The organism is Paenarthrobacter sp. FR1 (assembly GCF_051106045.1).
GTDB classification, from domain to species: domain Bacteria; phylum Actinomycetota; class Actinomycetes; order Actinomycetales; family Micrococcaceae; genus Arthrobacter; species Arthrobacter nitroguajacolicus_A.
In genome coordinates this window covers 780,097-799,592 of the sequence record NZ_JBPFSF010000001.1, presented here as the reverse complement: position 1 = coordinate 799,592, position 19,496 = coordinate 780,097, and the positions used below count along the sequence as shown (strand labels likewise).

Genomic DNA, 19,496 nt, shown 5'->3' with positions numbered 1-19,496 from the left:
CAGTATTGCGTTGCCGCCACCCGGACTGCTTCATCGTGAGGACGATATCCACGTACCGCGAAAGTAGTACGCAAGTGAACCCCTGGGGGTGACGCGGGCGCCGCTGTTGAAAGCGAGGCTGGATGGAGGGCACATCGTGTGCCCTGGAGAGGCATGGTTGAAGAGGTCAGTTAAGAAATTGCTCGTGGCGGCTACCGCCGTAGGGGCCGTGCTCGCTGTGGGCCTGGCTACCACCACGGTGATCAATGTGGTGGCGAGCGAATCCGAGAGTCAGCGGATCGAATCCTACGGCCAGAGGGTGGACGTCGAAGGCCGCAAGATGAATGTCTTCGTGAGCGGGGCCGGGGAGAACATCGTACTCTTGCCGGGCTTTGGCACGTCTTCTCCTGTCCTCGATTTCGCGCCGCTGGTACGGGACCTTGCCACCGATCATCGCGTGATCGTCGTGGAACCGTTCGGTTACGGCCTCAGCGACGGCACTGATCAGGAGCGGACCACTGAGAACATCGTGCAGGAGGTCCATGGGGCGCTTGAGGCACTCGATATTGACCGGTACGTCCTGATGGGCCACTCCATCGCCGGCATTTACGGCATCGAATATGCCACCCGCTACCCGGAGGAGGTGACGCGATTTGTTGGCATCGACACCAGTGTCCCCGGGCAGCCGGGGATGGACACCCAGTTCCCCACGGGGCTGTTCTCCGCGGCGAAGAACCTCGGCATCATGCGCCTGTTCACCGCTGCCGCCTATGCCAAGGACAACTCCGAGTACTCCGACCATGCGCGGGAGCAGATGGAGTTGCTCACCAACCGGAACTCCCTCAACCCCACCTATCTCAACGAGATGGCGCACATTCCCCAGAACTTCGAGCGCTCCCTCGGCACGGGTTTCCCGGCGGACCTGCCGCTGCTCCTGTTCGTCGTGTCAGACAACGCGAAGAACCCGGAGTGGGTGGGCCTGCACCAGAAGCAGGCATCGAGCGTTACCGACGGAACCGTGGTGCCCCTGCCCGGCGAGCACTACCTTCATCACACGCACTCCGCGGAGATTGCTGACAAGTTCCGGGAGTGGGAGACGGGGCGGAGCTGATCCCGCTGATGGCGGCTTAACGTAGGTGTCCCGCCTGATGGGGGATCAGGCGGGACACAACAACCTTAACGCCGAAAGCTGGTAATTGACCGGGTGTCTTTGTTGGCCCTCGTGGGAGCGCAGTGCTGAGCGTACGCTGGCCCCATGAAGTCCGAGGTCAGGACCGTATCTCTCGCCACCGGAATCACTGTGCCGTGTTTTGTTCAAGGTCACCTTGAGGAAATAGTCGACGACGGCGGCACGCCTTTGCTCTTGCTGCACGCCTGGAGTGAGTCCTGGCGGAGTTTCGAGCGGCTGATTGCCTCACTTCCGGACGTGGTTGTTGTGGTGCCGGATCTGCGTGGGCACGGTGGGGCGGACAAGCCTTTAGTTGGGTACTCGTTGGTTGAGGTGGCTCAGGATGTGGCTGCACTCCTTGAAGCCCTGGGGATTTCCCGAGTTCACGTGCTGGGTTCGTCCAGCGGGGGATACGTGGCGCAGCAGTTGGCGGTGTTGCGTCCGGAACTCGTGGAATCGTTGATTCTGGTGGGCTCGCCGCTGAGCCTCCACGGGAAGCCTCCGTTTGCCGACGAAGTGGAAGCGCTGACTGATCCGATTACCGAGGACTGGGTTCGCGACTCCTTGTCTTGGTACAGGCTGCTGCACACCGTGCCCGCTTGGTACATCGATGACCGGGTGCGGGATGGCCTGGCTATGCCGGCGTCCGTTTGGAAATCATCGCTGCGGGGATACTACGAGGCTGTCCCGCCGACGGAAACCGGAACCATCTCAGCTCGCGCGTTGATCCTTTGGGGCGCCCACGACCACTTGGTACCGCGGCACCATCAGGAGACACTGGCCGGGCGAATTTCCAGGTCCCGGTTCACGGTCTATGAAGAGACAGGGCACTTGGTGCTGTGGGAGTGCCCGGAGCGGGTGGCGGGGGACGTGAAGGGGTTCCTAGCTGGTTTGCCGGGCGGCCCGTCCTGAGGGTGCTTCTACCATGATTGGACTTTGCAACTTCTCTCAACGCGGGCGGTTCTGGTTGGGCCACAGGCCTCAGTGCGGCTTCGTCAGGTTACACGGTCACTCACTGGCGGCGAGGGCGGGCGAATAATCGTCAGGTAGGGGCAGATGCCTATATGGCTCCATGATGCGCCGTGCTAGGCGCTTAGCCAGCGAATGGCCAGTCGACAGCAAGCTTACATACGACAGAATTTGTCATGACGCAAGTCAAATTACTCGAAACGATGGAGGCCAGTATATTTTTGCTCGATGGGGTCCATCGAATACACAGAACACAGGCAGTCTGTGACTGCCCTTGCCGCCGTTGCCTTGGCAGTCGGAACGTCCGTTGATGATGCTTGGAAGATCGCCCTCGAGGCAGCTAAGCAATCCACCGAAGAAGCCTGCTACCGCGAAGCGTTTCGACTTGCTGGCGGCGTTGCCTACAGCCGGTTTAGCCAAGCGTGACCGGCGCTTCGCGGCTCCGCTCCGACAACCTCCGCATCACTGACTCAGCCTGAATCGAGGTAAACGTCATCATAGTGCTCCGAAAAGGCAGCCGACTACCACTAGGTGTTTAGGACCGGCATGAGCACATCCGGGAGTGGCTAGCGTCCGTGGCGGGCCCGGGCGAAGATAATCTGTAAAGCGACAGTTTCTCATTTCGGTGGTGGCGGAGCGCCTCAGTACCTCTGTTGACTGGCACCTTACGCCCCTGGCACCCAGGTCTCACTTCGCGTTTGGGGACAACTTCGCCTTGGACTTCCTGCCCCTTTTGTTGAAAGTACGGCGGCGAGGCCACCGCCACGATATAACAGGGATATCCCGCCCGAAGTCATGACTGAGGCGAAGAAACTGGACCTGACCTGGTCGCGGGGGCCAATCGTACGCTCTACAGCAACTGGCTGCGGCCGATATGCCGTTCTACACCGTGAGGACCTGGGCGGAGTTCGCTAAAATTCGCGGTCTCCTGCCCGTATCACCGTGTCGTTAGAGCTGACGAGAATTCAATCGGTGTATTTGGGCGCGAGGGTGTGGCCGAACACGTCTTTGGCACTTGCACGACAGACCCAGGGACGCTCGCGTGTGTTCCTCGAAGCCGTCCACCGGGTCAGCATGCGCTTGTAAGCAACCGTTTGTCACCCGCGTACCGGCCAAGCCGCCCACCCAAGTTCTGGGTGGTCGGCTTGGAGCTCACGCTATATAAGACAGAACCAACGAATGCGCTGATCAGTTGCCTTTCTCAAGAGCATGAGCAGTGACGTAGGCTCCCAGCTGGTCCTTCGAAAGGGCTGTTGCAATCTCGGTGATGGCTGTTGTATCCGGCACAACGATCGACTGTCCGTCCGCGGACGTTCCGGTGCCGAGCGTGGGCAGCGTGAACATCACGGTGTCGTTCGCTCGAAGGTCCTTCATCCCCAGTGCGAGGCTACCGATGGCTGTAGCATCGAAGCCTTTGTCGACACTGATGAACGGTGACACTGCGCTCACCATGCTGTTGACCGTTACCGGGTTGGTCAGCGTCTCGCGGGCGATCGTCTTGCTGATGATTGCCTTCATGTAGGCCTGCTGGTTTCGCACGCGCTGGTAGTCGCCGTCGCTGAACGAATAACGCTCGCGGACAAAGGCCAATGCTTCGTCACCGTTGAGGGTCTGCTTCCCGGCTTCGTAATAGTGACCCTTCATGGGCCCCTTTGCTGGCGAGAATGGAATCTTGATATCGACTTCCACACCGCCCAAGGCATCTGTGAGGCCCTTGAAGCCTTCGAAGTCCACCATGGCTACGTGGTCAATGCGCTGCTGGAAGAGAGACTCCACTGTCTGGACCATGAGCGGAACTCCACCCTGAGCCAGGGCCGAGTTAATCTTCGACTGTCCCTTTCCGGGGATGTCGACCCAAAGGTCCCGCATGAGGGAAACAGCGTAGACATTCTTACGGTCCGCCGGGATATGCACCAGCATCAGAGTGTCAGCCCGCTGGTCGGTGGACGACTGGGTGTCGACGTCGAGTTCAGCAGATCCGCGGGTGTCGCTGCCCATCACAAGGATGTTCATCGCCGCAGTACCGTTGACGGGCTCTGTCTTCTGCGGTCGCGTGGACTCTTCCGGGAAAGCGGTCTCAATCTTGGTGGTACCCGAGTTGAACGTCTGTGCAAGGTTGAAGATGTAAGCGCCGCCGATGAGGCCAGCTACGAGCACCGCGGCGGCGAAGCCAAGAAGCACGTTCCGTGCGGTTTTCTTGCCGCTCTTTTGACGTCGGGGTCGGGACTCCTCAGAGGGAGTTTCGGTTTCGGTCGGGAGCGTCATGTGTTCCTTGGTGTCGGCGTCAGCAGTGATGATTCTATCAAGCGGCAAAAGTAGCCGGCGAAGTGAGCCGTTGGCTCATGCACTGGGCTACGTGACTACTGGACTTGGGAAAAGAATTCCGCGGTTGTCCTACCCCATCCATTGGTTAGTTGTACTGTGTAGTCCTTTGAGGCATTGCTGGTAGTGACGCCAACGTTGACGGAGACCTTTTCCAGCTTGGGATTCATGCCTTCCCGTATTCCGTAGGTCGAATCCGGAGTACTGGCTTTTACTGATTTCTCGAGCTGTTGTCCCTTTTGGTTTGTCCACTTCACGGTGACATTGCTTCCCTCCAAGTTGAAGCCGACCACCTCGACTTGGCCAGTGGAGGGTTTGAAGGTCGTGTCGGTGACGATGGGGGCGGTGGCCCCCGACTCGACCTGTTCCCGCAAGGTAGTGCCGGTCCCTTTGCAGGTGAAGTACGAGTCCCACATGAAGGAAACAATCTTCTTGGCTGTGGCTACCTGTTGAAGTTGACGGTCCAGACGGGCCTTGGTTGTTTGTCCGCGACGACTGTCACCGCACGTGTTTGCATTGGTTACGGGTGCCATCCCTTCAACATTGGCCCACAGCACGGCTCCGGTGCCGGAAATACCTGTGGCAGCGGCGGAGAAGTAATCCTTGTTTGGCGCAATGTACTTTGCTCCCCAAGGACCTTGTCCAACAATGGTTGCCGCGAAAGGATCTACTGCCGAGTTGGCTTCGCTTTCACTGAACGCTGCACCCTTGCCAGTACCCATGCCATCTTGGATGGCAATGTTCAGCCCCAGGCCGCCCGAAGTTTGCGCAATCCTGCGGATCCCGGTTTTGACCTTATCTAGACTGATGCCTGCGTTGGCGGTGCGGGAATCAATGTACGGACTGACTATCGCTTCGCGGGTAGGAAGGATACGACGAATGGCACGGTTTTGATTGGTGTAAAGATCGAGTATTGGATCGAACACAGAACTGTCTGTTAAAGGCATCTCCGTGTGGTGGTAGAAGCCAGCCAGGCCCGGTATGTCATTTGCATCCGCCTGATAGGCGAGAAACCGCTCAGTGAAGACAGCCAGCGTTGCTTGATATGAGAGATCTGGAAGATAGGCGAGCTCATTGCCTCTCACAGGTGCGGGCAAGCCAGCGTAGAACTTCATGCCAAGATCGCTGGCTGCGTTTGCCAGGGAGTGAGAGGGGTCGACTGCAGATGAGCTGCCGCCTCCGGCCACCACGACGTCATATTTTCCGTCAGAGGAGGTGCATCCTTGACCAGAATTTGGCAGAACCAAAACTGAGTATGTTTGGCCGTTGTTATTGACTGTGCGGTCATTCGGGCATTTGAGAGCTGAATCGCCCCAATTGCTACCGTCCAAGAATGTGAAATAGCGGTCCACGCTGAGTGAACCGGAGGCGACTCTCGCGCAGGGCTTCCCGTCAATGAGGCAGTCACCGGGCATTGACGCCAGTGTGGCTGGCTGAAGTGATGTCCCGAAGGTGATAACGGTATCGCCGCCAAGTGCTTTGATATCCGCAAGCTTTTTCTGGTTGGTGGTGTCGCGGGAACTGGCCATGATGAAGTAACCGCTGATCGGGTAGGTTGGCTCGGGTGATTTCTGGCCGGGGACTTTCCCGGCCACAAGCCCGGATGAGCCAGCCTCTTGGACATCTCTTTCGATTCCTGCGACGAAGCTGACTCCGCCCAACATCAAAACCACTGCAGACATCGCCGTAACTACGGTGACGAGGCGAAACGAGCTCCTAGGAAAACGGTGCAACAGGGACCCGTCGGGAGGCGTTTCACTCTTGGGCAACTTCCGGAGCGGCATGACTTCCTAGGGATCGGCTTGGCAGCTATGACTCTAGCAAGGACGTTGTGCCCACTTTGGGAGTGGCTGTGGGGCGGCTTCCGGACAGCGGTGTCAGAGCCCGCACGGAAAGGTACTTCTAATCCATACGATAAACTAAACCGGGTCGCCCTCCGACGGTGGACGTCCGCGCGCCGCCAAGTCTCAGGCGGTTGTGTTCGACAGAGCTCTGAGAGAGCTCTGAAATAGATACAACGGGGGGAAAGTTGGGCACCGGAATCAAACGTGTTCAAGCCGCACTTGTGGTCTTGATGCTGGCCATTCTCGGGTTCCTTGGAATCCAGCCTGCCATCGCCACCGAAACAGAACCAGGACCCGGGACGGAAACCGGGCAGCCGGTTGACCCTGGAACTCCTACCAAGCCGGTAGTGCCTCCGGTGGTGGTCCCTCCGATTGAGCCGGTTCCGACGTTTGCACCCTTGGACCCGGAGACGCCTGCTCCAGTTGTGCCGCCTGTAGAGCCTGCACCTGTCGTTCCGCCAGCCCCGGAACCCGCCGCTCCGGCGCCCGTTGAGCCAGTAGCACCGGTCATTCCCCCTCAAGAGACCCAAGTGCCTGAAGTACCAACGGACGCCGGCATGCAAGGTTACGTCGTGGAACCTGAGATCCCGGCGGACGCCGCTACGTCGGCTCCCGCCGAGACCACGCCTACGCCGACACCCTCAGCTACTAAGACCGCAGCGCCTCCGGTGGTTAGTGCAGATGTCGCTGGCCCTTTGAAAGCTGCCTTGGCGCCGGTTGCCGAAAACAACCCCATCGTCCAAGGTCTCACCGTTCTGGTGCTGATACTTCTGGGTGTCGCATACTTCAGGGCTCTGCGTTCCAGGGGCGTCCCCGGATCCCGCGTCAACGGCAAGTAGGCCAATGCGTAACTCCCTGCACGGGGATAGGGCTGACATAAAACCTGCATCACCGCTGCGCCTTATGCTCCTCACACATTCTTACTGGCCTGAGCACAGCCCTCCCCAACGTCGATGGTTATCCTTGACCCGCGAATTTCGTCGGGCGGGGTGGGACGTGGACGTTGTCGCTCCCGTAGCTCACTATCCCAACGGCCGCCGCAATTTGCCCCGTAGGCAAGCTGGGCTTGCCTTCACGCAGCAAACCGGGCCACACGGGGAAATCATCCGACGTGCTCCTTACCTGAGGCATCTGGGGACTTCGTCCCTTGCGCGCTTTATAGACCAGCTTTTCTCGGCGGTCATGTCCGTTCCCATGGGGCTGGGTGGCAAGAAACCCGATGCAATTCTTGCGACGGCGCCGAGTCTCCCTACTCTGGCAACCGGATATGTTCTCTCCAAGCTTCGTAGAGTGCCTTTTATCGTCGAGATGCGGGATGCTTGGCCGGATCTTGCGCGAGATGCCCGAATGGTGCAAGGCAGCGTCAAAAGCTTGGTAGAGCGAGTCGTAGAGTTCGTGCAGCAGCGGGCCGATCTCGTGGTGACGGTCACGGAAGGCTTTGCAGATACATTGCGGGAACGCGGCCTGGAAAATGTGGTCACAGTCAGCAACGGTCTCGATCTAAACTTAGTCCCATTCCTGGATCCGCCGCCGATGGAGCGTGATGTCTTCCGAGCCCTGTACCTGGGAAATCACGGCAAGAGCCAACGCTTGGACATACTGATTCGCGCCAGCGCCCTGTTGGGTGACGCGTTTCAGCTGACGCTCGTAGGGCACGGCACCACCCGTCCCCAACTGGTGAAATTGGCCCGCGAACTGGACGCGCCCGTCACCTTTTTTCCCTCGCTTCAAGGACCAGAAGTGGTAGAAAAATACCGGGAAGCGGATACCTGCGTAGTGTCCCTTCGGGACGACTGGAAGTCCTTCGAGACCACAGTGCCCTCAAAGACCTACGAGGTCCTGGCGATTGGGAGGCACGTCACCGCTATAGTGCGGGGCGAGGCTGAGCGCATTGTTCTCGAGGCCGGTGGCGGAGACGTCGTGCCCGCCAGCCCTGAGGCCGTGGCACAGTTGTGGCGCGAGCTGGCCGCCGATCGGAGTCGGCTGGCGTCCGGTGCAAGTGGACGTGAGTGGGTGCGTGATAATGCCGACTACGCGCAACTGGCGGTTAAATACATGGACAACATTTCGTCACTGGTGCGCCCGGAACGCTCGGCAGACCAGGAGCACACCAAGTGATCCAGTTATTTCGCAACATTAAACTTATGGCGGGAACGGTGTCGGAGCACCTAACCGAGGCACCGTTTGTGTTGGTACTTCAGGTTCTGAGGAAACTGCCCGCGGGATTCGTCAGACCGGCTGCTCGTCTCTTCGCGTCACTGGCACCCTCGTCCGGGCGTCCGCTGTTTCTCCTAGCCAGCCATGCAGCGGGCCAAGAGTCTGAACTGATTCGACGCTTTGAAGGCATGCTGGCTGCCGGCTGCGAAGGTGCATCTGCCCGGAAGGCCGCTGACGTTGCCATTGCAGCAGGACTGCCCCAATGGGCGGACGTTCTCTTACAACGCGCAGGGGACTCCAGGTCCGTTCCGGCCACCATCGCCAGGCGAAAGTGGTACGACGGCGATATGAGTGGCGCTCTCGACGTTCTTCGGAGCAAACCTGGCAGCATGGCTAAACAACGGCGTCGTCTCGAATCGGAACTCAAGGTCTTCAAAGGTTGGAAGCCAGCCCTAACGACTACGTCCGTGGTACCTGAACCCCGCCGAGTACTTCACCTGCTGACAAACTCGGTGCCGCACACCGGCAGTGGGTACGCGCGACGCTCGCACTCCATCCTGACCGCCCAGCAGGATGCCGGCTGGGAAACCTTGGCCGTAACCCGCTTGGGCTATCCCGTTCAGATTGGCACACTCACCGCTCGGAAGCTGGACACTGTTGACGGCGTTCGATACGAGCGGATCCTGCCAAGCCGCATGGCGGCGACAATGGATGGTCGTCTGCAGCAACAGGCGTCGGAGTTGCTGACGTTGGCGCGGGACTTTAGGCCGTCAGTTCTGCACACCACCACCCACTTTGTTAATGGACTGGTGGCGCGTGAAGTAGCCAGCGCTTTGGACATACCGTGGGTCTACGAGGTCCGGGGGCAGTTGGCTGACACTTGGGCGTCGAGCCGCGATGAGGCAGCACGCAGCAGCGAACGATACGAGCTCTTCACCGAGCGTGAAGCCGACGTCATGCGCGCAGCCGACCTCGTAGTGACCCTCGGTGAGTCGATGAAACAGAACATCGCAGCCAGCGGCGTCCCGGACCATAAGATCCTCATAACTCCCAATGCGGTTGGGGGTGCGTATCTGGAAGCTCCGATGAAGCATGGGGAAGCTCGTCATGCCCTCGGTCTTGAACCAGACGACCTCTATATAGGGACTGTCAGTAGCCTTGTCGGCTACGAGGGCCTTGACGACCTCGTCACATCATTTGCGCTGCTTGCGCCAAGACTGCCAAAGTTGAAGCTGGTCTTGGTAGGCGATGGCACGGCCGCGCCTGCTCTCCGTGACCAAGTCGCGCGTCTGGGGCTTTCAGGGCGGACTATCTTCACCGGTCGGGTCCTGCCGGAGCAAGCGCGGCTTTACCACTTGGCCTTGGACGTTTTTGTTGTGCCTCGAAAGGATTCGACCGTAACGCAGGCAGTAACTCCGTTGAAGCCCGTAGAGGCTCTGGCCTCCAGTAGGCCGGTGGTGGCCAGCGATCTCAGCGCCCTGCGTGAGATAGTGCACGACGGCGTCAACGGCAGAGTGACCAAGGCTGAAGACCCTGGACGGTTGGCTGAGGTATTGCTCGATCTGTTGGAGGATGAGGGATTGCGCCGGCGGATGGGCTCTGCGGGCAGGGACTATGTACTAGCCACAAGGACGTGGCAGGCCAACGCTATTGCGTATGGCCGAGCTTATGAAGCTTTAGCGTCTAACTATAAGAGGAGGGTCAGCTGATGTCGGCGAAAAAGGCACTTTTGCCAGAGCCAGCAGTGGTACAACCGCTGGCTGTGGATATGCGGCGCTTGACGCGCGTCGGCGCACGGCCAGGATTCTTGGACTACTTGGTACAGCTCTGGGACTTTCGCGAGTTCATCTTCTACGATGCCCGCGCCAGGGTTCAGAGCGGGACACGCCGTGACCGCTTGGGCAGTGCATGGTTGTTGCTCAACCCCATCTTCAACGGTCTTACTTACTTTGTGATTTTTGGACTGCTGCTCCAAACCGGTCATGGCATCGAGAATTACGTTGGTTACTTGGTTATTGGCATCTTCATCTTCCAGGGGACGTCTGGCGCCATAACAAGCGGCGCGAGATCGATCCATAGCAACAAAGCCGTAGTCCAAGCCTTCAACTTCCCGCGGGCAACGCTTCCTATTGGGGTCAACATCCGTGAGATGATGTCGAACGTCCCTCTGATTCTCGCCATGCTCCTGATCATCACTCTGATTCCACCAGTGGAAAAGATCACCTGGTTGTGGTTCATGATTATTCCAGCCGTAATGCTGCAGGCCATCTTCAACTTGGGTGTGGGGCTAATCCTGGCGCGCGTCATCTCCCGCGTGCATGATGCGACGCACTTGCTGCCGTTTTTCATGCGGGCCTGGATGTATGGCTCCGCTATCTTCTACTCCTACGAGAAATTTGTCACGCACCCGGACATATTGGCGATCATGAAGCTAAATCCGCTCTTCAACGTGATTGACATCATCCGCAACTGTGTCCTCTACGCACAACCTCCGACGTGGCAGTCATGGGCGACACTCAGCGTTTGGGCCTTTGGTGCGCTTCTCGTTGGCATGGTTTTCTTCTGGCAGGGGGAAGAATCCTATGGTCGTGGCTGAACAGGTATTGGACGTTGAGGGTCACCCCTGCGTAGTAGTGGATCGTGCCGCCATGGAGTATCGCGTGGTCACAACGGATGCTGACGCGGTTGCGAAGGAACGCCAGGAAACGAGCTTCTTGGGACGCTTGGTACGGCGCCCCAACACGGTAACCGTGCGTGCCTTGCACGAATTGTCCCTCGTCGTGGAGCGGGGCGAGTCGGTTGGCATTATCGGCCGAAATGGTTCTGGTAAGAGCACGCTGATGAAACTCATTTGCGGACAGGTCAGGCCCTCCTCGGGTGCGGTCTTCGCTTCCAGTACTCCGATAATGTTGGGAGTCAATGCGGCGCTTGTCGGCGACCTTTCGGGTCACCAGAACGTAGTCCTGGGATGTCTCGCTATGGGCATGAGCCGCCGGGAAGTAGCCGCCAAATTTACTAGCATCGTAGAGCTTTCCGGGCTAAGGGAGTCTATCTACCTGCCTATGAAGTCTTACTCCTCAGGCATGGCATCAAGGCTTCGATTCGCCATTGCTGCAAGTATCGATCCAGAGATTCTCCTTGTAGACGAAGCATTGAACACGGGTGATGCCCAGTTCGGTGAGAGAAGTAAGCGCCGTATGGATCAACTACGTGAACAGGCGGGCTGCGTTTTCATCGTAAGCCACTCACTGGACACCATCACCAGCATGTGTAGCCGCGTCGTGTGGCTGGACATGGGCCACATGATCATGGACGGAGACCCCGCTGAAACCGTCAAGGCCTACCAGGACTTCACTGGAAATCTCGCGAAAGGAAACGGCATATCTGCCGCCAGAATTCGTGATGAAGCTCGGGCAAACCTGCAAATGACAGAAATTTTGGCCAGAAGTAAGATGCGTAGGAGTCGGGCATGATTTATACCGTGGAAAATTTGCGAAAGGCCGCTTGGCACTTTCGGGCCGGGGGAGTCCGGCAACTCCAGGCGTTCCATATACGCCAACGGGCGCTTGCGGTAAATAAGACATCCAACAAGAACGTGCAGGCGCGACCAGCAACTTCTAAGACTAGTAACGAGAAACGGCAGCTCACTTTCCCGGCCTTCGACTACCCGCGGGTGCCGTCCCGCCGGGACGATCTAACCGTGGCCGTAATCTTGGATGATTTCTCAGCCAAGGCCTATGCCTTCGAATGGAATCTTGTCTTTCTGACGAAGGACCGCTGGATGCAGCAGCTTCAGGAGCAGCGCATCGACTTCTTGTTTGTTGAGTCCGCGTGGGAAGGCAATAGTGGGTCCTGGAGATACCAGCTGACAGGGACCAGTGGCCCGAAGCAGGATTTCCTGAACCTTATGGAATGGTGCCGTGACAACGGCGTTCCGACGGTCTTTTGGAACAAAGAAGACCCCCCACACTTCCACGACTTCTTGCCGGCAGCCCGCGAGTTTGATGTCGTTTTCACATCCGACGAAAACAAGCTGCCGGAATACAGGCAGGCGCTGGGACACAACCGAGTCGATGTATTGCCGTTCGCGGCACAACCGGCCATCCACAATCCTGTCCGCCCCCGAGAAGGCCGTCACTCCCGTGACGTGGCTTTCGCAGGCATGTACTTTGCCCATAAATATCCTGAGCGCCGTGAACAGATGCGTCTTTTGCTCGATGGTGCCATAGCCGGATCGGACAGGGTCAAACACGGCTTGGAGATTTTCTCGCGGCAGCTCGGTGGGAATCCGGACTACCAGTTTCCGGAACCATATGCTTCCCATGTTGTTGGCTCGCTGACATATGATCAAATGCTGACCGCGTACAAGGCCTACAAGGTCTTTTTGAACGTCAACTCAGTAGTCGATTCTCCGAGTATGTGTGCTCGCCGAATCTTCGAAATCACCGCTTCCGGAACACCCGTGGTTACCACGCCCAGCCCTGCGTTGCCGAGGTTCTTCCCCGACGGCGAGATTCACAGCGTGGAAAATAAGGAAGACGCAGCGTTCATCATGAGAGCGTTGATGAGGAGTCCCGAACTAAACGATCGTTCTGTTCACCTCGCCCAACGTCGAATTTGGGCCGAGCACACTTACGCGCACAGAGCAGAAAAAGTCGTAGGGCTGGCGCTTCCTCATAGGGCTCGCCCAGTGCAACCCGAATCAGTGAGTGCACTGGTATCAACTATTCGCCCTCATCAACTCGAACATGTTTTCAAGACCGTTGGCTCCCAGCAAGGGATCGATGTCGAGTTGGTTCTGCTGACGCATGGTTTCAAGCCCAGCTGGTGGAAAATTTGGCGTCTGCGTAGGAAATATGGCGTACGCAAAGTGACGCTTCTTCATGAGCCCAGGACCGTCAGTCTTGGTACTTGCCTGAATCTGTGTGTTGCGGCATCGAGCGGTGCCATTCTCACGAAGATGGACGACGACGACTATTACGGTCCGAACTACCTTCGAGATCAGGTTAACGCCTTGATGTTCTCGGGAGCCGACGTCGTCGGCAAGCTAGCGCACTTCATGTATATCGAGAGCCGGAATGCCACACTGCTGAGGTTCAATCATATGGAGCATCGCTTCAGCCATATGGTTATTGGTGCAACGATCATGGCCAAGAAGTCAATCTTCGAACGCTACCCCTTCGAGGAGCTTGGGCGAGGAGAGGACACCGCCTTCATGCGCGCGGTCAGCGATGCCGGAGGCAAGATCTATGCCTCCGACCGATACAACTACTACGTTCAGCGGTCGGCTTCCGGGCATACGTGGACTGCTACCGATGATCAATTACTCGCGTCCGGGGACATTCAGTTCTGGGGCAATCCTTCCGAGCACATCACTGTCTAGATAAACCAAACTAAAACGGGGAATACATTGAATACTATTAATCGCGTAGCCGTAATCGGTCTTGGTTACATTGGCCTTCCAACTGCTGCCATCCTTGCGACGAATGGCATAGAGGTCATTGGCGTGGACGTCAGCCAACGTACTGTGGACGCGGTGAACGCTGGGCAGGTACCTTTTGTGGAGCCGGACCTTGGTGTTCACGTGTCTGGAGCGGTGAGCCAAGGCCACCTTAAGGCAACGACATCGACCCCGCAGGCTGAGGCGTATATCGTTGCGGTTCCGACGCCTTTCCAAGAGGACCGCTCTGCAGATCTTAGCTACATAGAGGCTGCCGCCCGGGGTATCGCGCCGCAGCTGCAGGGCGGCGAGCTGCTGATTCTTGAATCAACTTCTCCTCCAGGGGCCACTGAACACATGGCCAACTACATTCTGAACCTGCGCCCCGACCTGAGCCTGGACGGCTCAGATTCGCGGCCGGCCATTCTGGTTGCCCACTGCCCTGAGCGCGTTCTTCCGGGCCGTGTCATGATCGAACTGGTCACCAACGACAGGATCGTTGGCGGCATGACACCCGAAGCCGCCGAGTCTGCCAAGAACCTCTACTCAGTATTCTGCCAAGGCGAGATTCTCACTACGGATGCAGTTACTGCCGAAATGGCAAAGCTCGTGGAGAACTCGTACCGTGATGTCAACATCGCGTTCGCTAATGAACTGTCGGTGATTAGCGAGAAGCTCGGCATAGATGTATGGGAGCTTATTCGCTTGGCAAACCACCACCCGCGAGTCAACATTCTGCAGCCGGGGCCGGGCGTCGGCGGGCACTGCATCGCGGTCGATCCTTGGTTCATCGTTGCCGCCGCGCCCGAAGAGGCGCGTCTGATTCGGACCGCCCGCGAGGTCAATGATGCAAAGCCCGAATGGGTCTTTCAACAAGTTGTTTCATCCCTCCAGGATCTTCCCGCCACGGCCGAGGTTTCTGTCTTGGGTCTGGCATTCAAGGCCAATATCGATGACCTCCGAGAATCGCCGGCAATTGAGATTGCTGCACACTTGGCAGACGCACTGAATGATCGTCGCATTAACGTCGCCGAGCCCCACGTTGAGGAATTGCCGAAGCAGCTCAGCGGCCGCAGCAACGTCGAACTCATGAGTGTGGAGGAATCCATTGAACGCTCAGGTGTTGTGGTCGTGCTCGTTGACCACGACGCCGTCAAGGACGTAGCCCCGGAGCTTCTGGCTGGTAAGACAGTGATCGATACTCGAGGAGCGCTGCTGGTATGACGACGGCTGTCGGGAACTCAGCAGTAGGCACGGACACGTTAATCGGGCTCAGCGCCGGGGCGGATCTAACAGGTGAGAGTCTACCCGTCGGCCGTATCACAGTTATTACTGGCGCGGTGATAACGGAATCCGAATTCACTCTGCTTCCGCTGGATGCAGTCCTAATTCGAAGCCTCGATGACTTTGAAGCAGTGGGGTCCTCTGACGCAAAGTCGTTTCTGGTCACAGAATCCGGATTTCCTCTGGCAGCCGAGCTCCTCGGGCTTGGAGTGTTAAGCCCGAAGGCACCTATCACTTGGAGTCTGCAAGCTCCTCTGAATGAAACCCTTGAGCAACTTGGCTTGCTTGGCTTGCCTGAGCGGATCGCTGTGCACACGGTGCGGGGAACTTTCGACAAGGTGGTTGTCGGCACAGCTGAGGACGGTGCTGGGAGGCTTGATCTTGAGAGCTTTCAGGCGGGCTTAGCCGTTAACGCCAGCCTACTGGGCCGGGATTACGTATATCAGGCACCAGAACCTGACGAAATTCTTCAGGAACTGAATGTGCTGCGTAGCAAGCACTTGAGTCTGTTGGAAGTGCTAATACCTGCTCCAGTAGAGGTTGAGACACCCATGGTCCCAGCTGAGGACGTGCGCAAGCTCGAGGATGAGTTGAGTCTGCAGGAGCGTCGCCATGAGGCTCTGGACGGAAAGTACCGGGCCCTGGAAACCGAGCACCAAACCCTGGACGGAAGGTACCACGCCCTGGACGGAAAGTACCAGGCGCTGGAAACCGAGTACCACGCCTTGGAGAGCAAGTACCACGTCTTAAACAGCAGATACAACGCTTTGGCCAACTCCCGCCTCGGCAAGTTAACGCTGCGTTTGTGGGAGCGGAAGACATCAAGGGCAAACAAAGCGCAATCGAAAGAGGAGAAGTAAAGGTGGCAGAGCAAAGAGAGGGGTATGTGGACGTCGACTACGGCTCCAGGATGGTGGTCGATAGTACTGCGCGTGATAGCGAGATCTCAGCTCTTCGTCGTTTGCTCGGCGAGTCTGTGGGGGCTCAGGCCTATGCAAGACCTGAAGGATTCACCCCGGGTGTCAGCGTAATTATTCCGAGTTACTTGGGCAGTGACCGAATCGCGGTTTGTCTACAGTCTTTGGTTGATCAAACCCTTGCGCCCTCATCCTTCGAAATCATCTTGATCATCAATGGAGTAGATGACGGCACGTACGACATAGCTAATACGTTTCGTGAAATCAATCCAGATTATCAAATCCGTATCCTGTATCAGCGTCGACCTAGTGCAGGTTCAGCCCGCAACGTAGGGATCGAGGCAGCACGATTCGAGTACCTGACATTTGTTGATGATGACGACTATGTTGGCCCCAAGTTCCTTGAGAGATTACTGGCAGCGGCTTCGCCTAACTGTGTTTCGATTTCGTCAATAGTAAATGTAGATGCTGATGGAAACCAAAACGCTTCAAATGCTGTGAACGTTCAGATCTCTGCCCGCGGAACTAAGAAGTTCAAGTTCAGATCGGTTAGTACCTTCCTTGGTCTCAACGCTTGCAAGCTGATTCCCACGAAGGCTGTTAAAGACATTAGGTATGCGGAGACCCTCAGGAGTGGTGAGGACGTCTGTTTCATGGCGCGTTTGGCTGTGCAGAACAACTTCGATGCCCTGGTAGCGACAACTGAGGCTTCTGGTTCATATTTTCGCGTCCTTCGGGATGAGTCGATTTCTCGTCAGCCCCTGAATTTTGACTTTGCGGTCACTCAACGCCTTGAGGTCATTCAGGACCTTGAATCACAGAGGAGCTGGGATTCTTCGGCAAACGATCTGATGCTGACGGGCTTGATCCGTTCCCAAGCGAATTTTGTCAAGCGGTACCTTGACGAGAATCCTGAGGACCGCCAGTCTGTCATCGAGGCCGTCGACGCGCTGGGTCTCAAGGATTTTCCTTGGTCGCTTGTTAACGAGGGTCGCGCCCGGGACCTCGTTGTCAGCTATTGCTTCGCCCCATACTCCGATACAAGCGCTGTGGTTGCGTCCAAGGCGATCGTAGAACGTGGAAAAGTTGTGGATGTCATCTATAACAACATGGCCGCGGTTCGCCGGAAGGATTCGAATCTCGAAACAATTGCTGGCCGTTTAATTGCGAATGCGACTGAGATCAATGCTCCACCGTCGTTCGGTGGGTGGAAACAGATCTCCGAGTTTGTTACAAAGGGCATGGATGTTGCTGACCGACGGGATGCCTTGATCGGTGGCTACGAATCGCTCTATAGTCGTGTACTTTGGCCGGGTTCCCATTTCCTTGCGGCGCTGTTCAAGATACGGCATCCAGCCATCAAATGGACGGCGGAGTTCTCAGATCCAATGAGCACCGACGCCCAAGGAAAACCACGTTCGGGTGATCTCGTTCGCGATGACATGTTTGGGGTGTTCAAGCAAGCCGTTACAGCAAGGGGGTTTGATGACCTTGATACAGACAGCCTGTTTACGTGGTGCGAGTATGTCACATATATTTTGGCCGATGAGTTGATCTTTACGAACGATAATCAACTCAGCTATATGCTGAGTTATGTCTCGGATTCCCGGCTGAAGAGCCTCATTGAAGCCAAGTCGATAGTGCGGGTACACCCGACACCGCCGGCTAGAAGCTATGAAATTCTTCCGTCCAGCTATGCACTATCAGAGTCTGTAGTGAATGTGGGCTACTTCGGAGCTTTCTATGAGAACCGTGGCCTTCTCGAAGTTCTGACCGCTCTGTCCAATTCCTCTCCTGCGGTTCGGCAGAAGCTTCGACTGCACGTCTTCACAAACAAGCCAGACGATGTAACCCGTCAGGTTCAGGAGTTTGGTTTGATGGGCATTGTAAAAGCGCAAGGCTACCGCCCCTACCTTGAGTTCCTAAACCTTGCGACGAAGTTTGATGTGTTGCTGGTGAATGACGTTGAACGTTCCGGAGAAATGGACATTAACCCATTCCTGCCATCCAAATACTCGGACTATTTGGGTGCTGGCCAGCCGGTGTGGGGCTTAGTGGATGAGGGTAGTCCATTGAGCAGTAAGCCTTTGGCTTACAAATCGACGGTGGGCAGCGCACTTGAAGCAATTCGAGCTTTGGACAAGATTCTTGACGATTGGCTGGAGTCGAGGCCAAAGCTTGCCGGAGTTCGACATTAGTAGTATTTGAGCCGCTGATTCGGTTTCCCAGACCGGGAGGCCGAATCAGCGACTATTCAATCCAGCCAGATATACATTGTCGCTCGGACGTACTACGTGTTCCGACTCCGTGGACAAGGTCCGGTGTGCGTCCTGGATCTCCGAATGAGTGCAACTGCTTTCGACCGGGGGCCGGATGCATCCGAGTCTGGCGTGAGGTGGCAGAGAAAGATGAACTTCGAATGGATAACTGGGATTCGCGCCATAAGGCGCCCATTGTTGAATGGAATGAACTTCAAGACCTGCGGCTCGACGGCCGACAGCGGCATATTGTTAAATCGGGTCCAGGTGAAACATATGATCTCGATTGCCTGGTGGACCCGCGCGAATCCGACACCCTGATCGTGGCTCTGCATGGTGCGCTTAACCGGGACGTATATACACTTCCTCGTTTCGAATGGATGGCTACTCTCCAGAACCGTACGGAGAGTCAACTGTTTTTATCTGACACTGCACTGCAGTCAAGCGACGAGCTGAAGCTTGCGTGGTACACCGGCGACGCTGGTGATAACCTCACTGCCAGGTACGCCGCCTTGGTGCGGAGTGTCGCCGTGCAGTGTGGTGCTTCGCGGATTGTACTACTGGGTTTCTCGGGGGGAGGATTTACAGCTTTGGCTATGGCTCCACTCATTGCTGGCTCTCTGGCCCTGGCTTTCTCACCGCAGGTCTCCATCGGGAGTTATTACAGGTTCTTTGCGGATGCTTATTCGAACGCACTCTTTCCTGAGTACGAGTCTTTCGATGATGTGGAAGCGGCATTCCAGCAACGCTTGAACCTTCTGGAGCTATACCGGGATGCCGGTGTCCCAACTAACTTCGTGTATGTTCAGAACAGCGGCGACGCACACCACATGAACAATCACTATCTGCCGTTCCGCGAACTAACGGATGTGCGAGTCGGCGCACGATTCGTCCTTGAACACGAATCAGATTCCCACGCGGCTCCCTCTCGAGAACGTGTGAGTGAGATGCTGGACGAATGTCTTGCATCGCAATTTCCGGAGTCCGCGGTGGCGAGCTAATTTCATTACCTGTCCTCAGCTGCAGGATTTCCGCCGAAATCGAGCGCTTCTCTTAACAGAGGTTCGATTGTTGGCTGGCATCACAATAGGAAGCGGAACAACGATTGCAGAATTTACAGCTCGAAATCGCCCAGCTTAAGAAGCAAGTTGCAGAGCT

15 protein-coding genes are annotated in these 19,496 nt (G+C 56.9%); 13 read left to right on the top strand and 2 right to left on the bottom strand.

All coding sequences use genetic code 11. From position 1 onward, the window contains the following. Positions 1-184 precede the first annotated feature (184 nt). From ACR30Z_RS03700 to ACR30Z_RS03690, 3 genes are all read left to right on the top strand, one after another. The gene (locus ACR30Z_RS03700) at positions 185-1,090 is read left to right on the top strand and encodes an alpha/beta fold hydrolase (RefSeq protein WP_434371259.1); all 906 of its coding nucleotides are present in this window, start codon (positions 185-187) and stop codon (positions 1,088-1,090) included. A 144-nt stretch (positions 1,091-1,234) separates the two neighbouring features. Continuing rightward, entirely contained in the window at positions 1,235-2,059 is an 825-nt protein-coding gene (locus ACR30Z_RS03695) for an alpha/beta fold hydrolase (protein WP_434371258.1), read from the top strand. Between the two features lie 285 nt (positions 2,060-2,344). Then, positions 2,345-2,542: a hypothetical protein gene (locus ACR30Z_RS03690; RefSeq protein WP_434371257.1), complete on the top strand. Its 198-nt coding sequence runs from the start codon at positions 2,345-2,347 to the stop codon at positions 2,540-2,542. Positions 2,543-3,304: 762 nt separating this feature from the next. On the opposite strand, the gene ACR30Z_RS03685 is transcribed toward ACR30Z_RS03690, so the two are convergent. Next, on the bottom strand, positions 3,305-4,381 hold the full coding sequence (locus ACR30Z_RS03685) for an LCP family protein (RefSeq protein WP_434371256.1): 1,077 nt from the start codon (positions 4,379-4,381) through the stop codon (positions 3,305-3,307). Between the two features lie 95 nt (positions 4,382-4,476). After that, complete coding sequence (locus tag ACR30Z_RS03680; RefSeq protein ID WP_434371255.1) at positions 4,477-6,120, bottom strand: hypothetical protein; 1,644 nt, start codon at positions 6,118-6,120, stop codon at positions 4,477-4,479. 692 nt (positions 6,121-6,812) lie between these two features. Here ACR30Z_RS03680 and ACR30Z_RS03675 point away from each other — a divergent pair. The 10 genes from ACR30Z_RS03675 to ACR30Z_RS03630 all read left to right on the top strand — a co-directional run bounded on the left by ACR30Z_RS03675 (position 6,813) and on the right by ACR30Z_RS03630 (position 19,339). Further along, complete coding sequence (locus tag ACR30Z_RS03675; protein WP_434371254.1) at positions 6,813-7,121, top strand: hypothetical protein; 309 nt, start codon at positions 6,813-6,815, stop codon at positions 7,119-7,121. A gap of 4 nt (positions 7,122-7,125) precedes the next feature. Continuing rightward, the gene (locus tag ACR30Z_RS03670) at positions 7,126-8,400 is read left to right on the top strand and encodes a glycosyltransferase family 4 protein (RefSeq protein ID WP_434371253.1); all 1,275 of its coding nucleotides are present in this window, start codon (positions 7,126-7,128) and stop codon (positions 8,398-8,400) included. Between the two features lie 428 nt (positions 8,401-8,828). Continuing rightward, positions 8,829-10,148 carry a glycosyltransferase family 4 protein gene (locus ACR30Z_RS03665; protein WP_434371252.1) on the top strand — a complete coding sequence of 440 codons (1,320 nt, stop codon included), beginning with the start codon at positions 8,829-8,831 and terminating at the stop codon, positions 10,146-10,148. Continuing rightward, entirely contained in the window at positions 10,148-11,035 is an 888-nt protein-coding gene (locus tag ACR30Z_RS03660; RefSeq protein WP_434371251.1) for an ABC transporter permease, read from the top strand. Before ACR30Z_RS03665 ends, ACR30Z_RS03660 begins: the two co-directional genes overlap by 1 nt. Next, positions 11,022-11,912, top strand: a complete 891-nt coding sequence (locus tag ACR30Z_RS03655) for an ABC transporter ATP-binding protein (protein WP_434371250.1) — start codon at positions 11,022-11,024, stop codon at positions 11,910-11,912. The genes ACR30Z_RS03660 and ACR30Z_RS03655 overlap by 14 nt, the downstream gene beginning before the upstream one ends. After that, complete coding sequence (locus ACR30Z_RS03650) at positions 11,909-13,822, top strand: glycosyltransferase family protein (RefSeq protein WP_434371249.1); 1,914 nt, start codon at positions 11,909-11,911, stop codon at positions 13,820-13,822. The genes ACR30Z_RS03655 and ACR30Z_RS03650 overlap by 4 nt, the downstream gene beginning before the upstream one ends. Positions 13,823-13,849: 27 nt before the next feature. Beyond that, entirely contained in the window at positions 13,850-15,103 is a 1,254-nt protein-coding gene (wecC, locus tag ACR30Z_RS03645) for a UDP-N-acetyl-D-mannosamine dehydrogenase (protein WP_434371248.1), read from the top strand. Beyond that, positions 15,100-16,023, top strand: coding sequence for a hypothetical protein (locus ACR30Z_RS03640; RefSeq protein WP_434371247.1), 924 nt, complete (start codon positions 15,100-15,102; stop codon positions 16,021-16,023). The genes wecC and ACR30Z_RS03640 overlap by 4 nt, the downstream gene beginning before the upstream one ends. Further along, positions 15,969-18,278, top strand: coding sequence for a glycosyltransferase family 2 protein (locus tag ACR30Z_RS03635; protein ID WP_434371246.1), 2,310 nt, complete (start codon positions 15,969-15,971; stop codon positions 18,276-18,278). Before ACR30Z_RS03640 ends, ACR30Z_RS03635 begins: the two co-directional genes overlap by 55 nt. Before the next feature lie 197 nt (positions 18,279-18,475). After that, on the top strand, positions 18,476-19,339 hold the full coding sequence (locus ACR30Z_RS03630) for a hypothetical protein (protein ID WP_434371245.1): 864 nt from the start codon (positions 18,476-18,478) through the stop codon (positions 19,337-19,339). Positions 19,340-19,496: the final 157 nt, after the last annotated feature.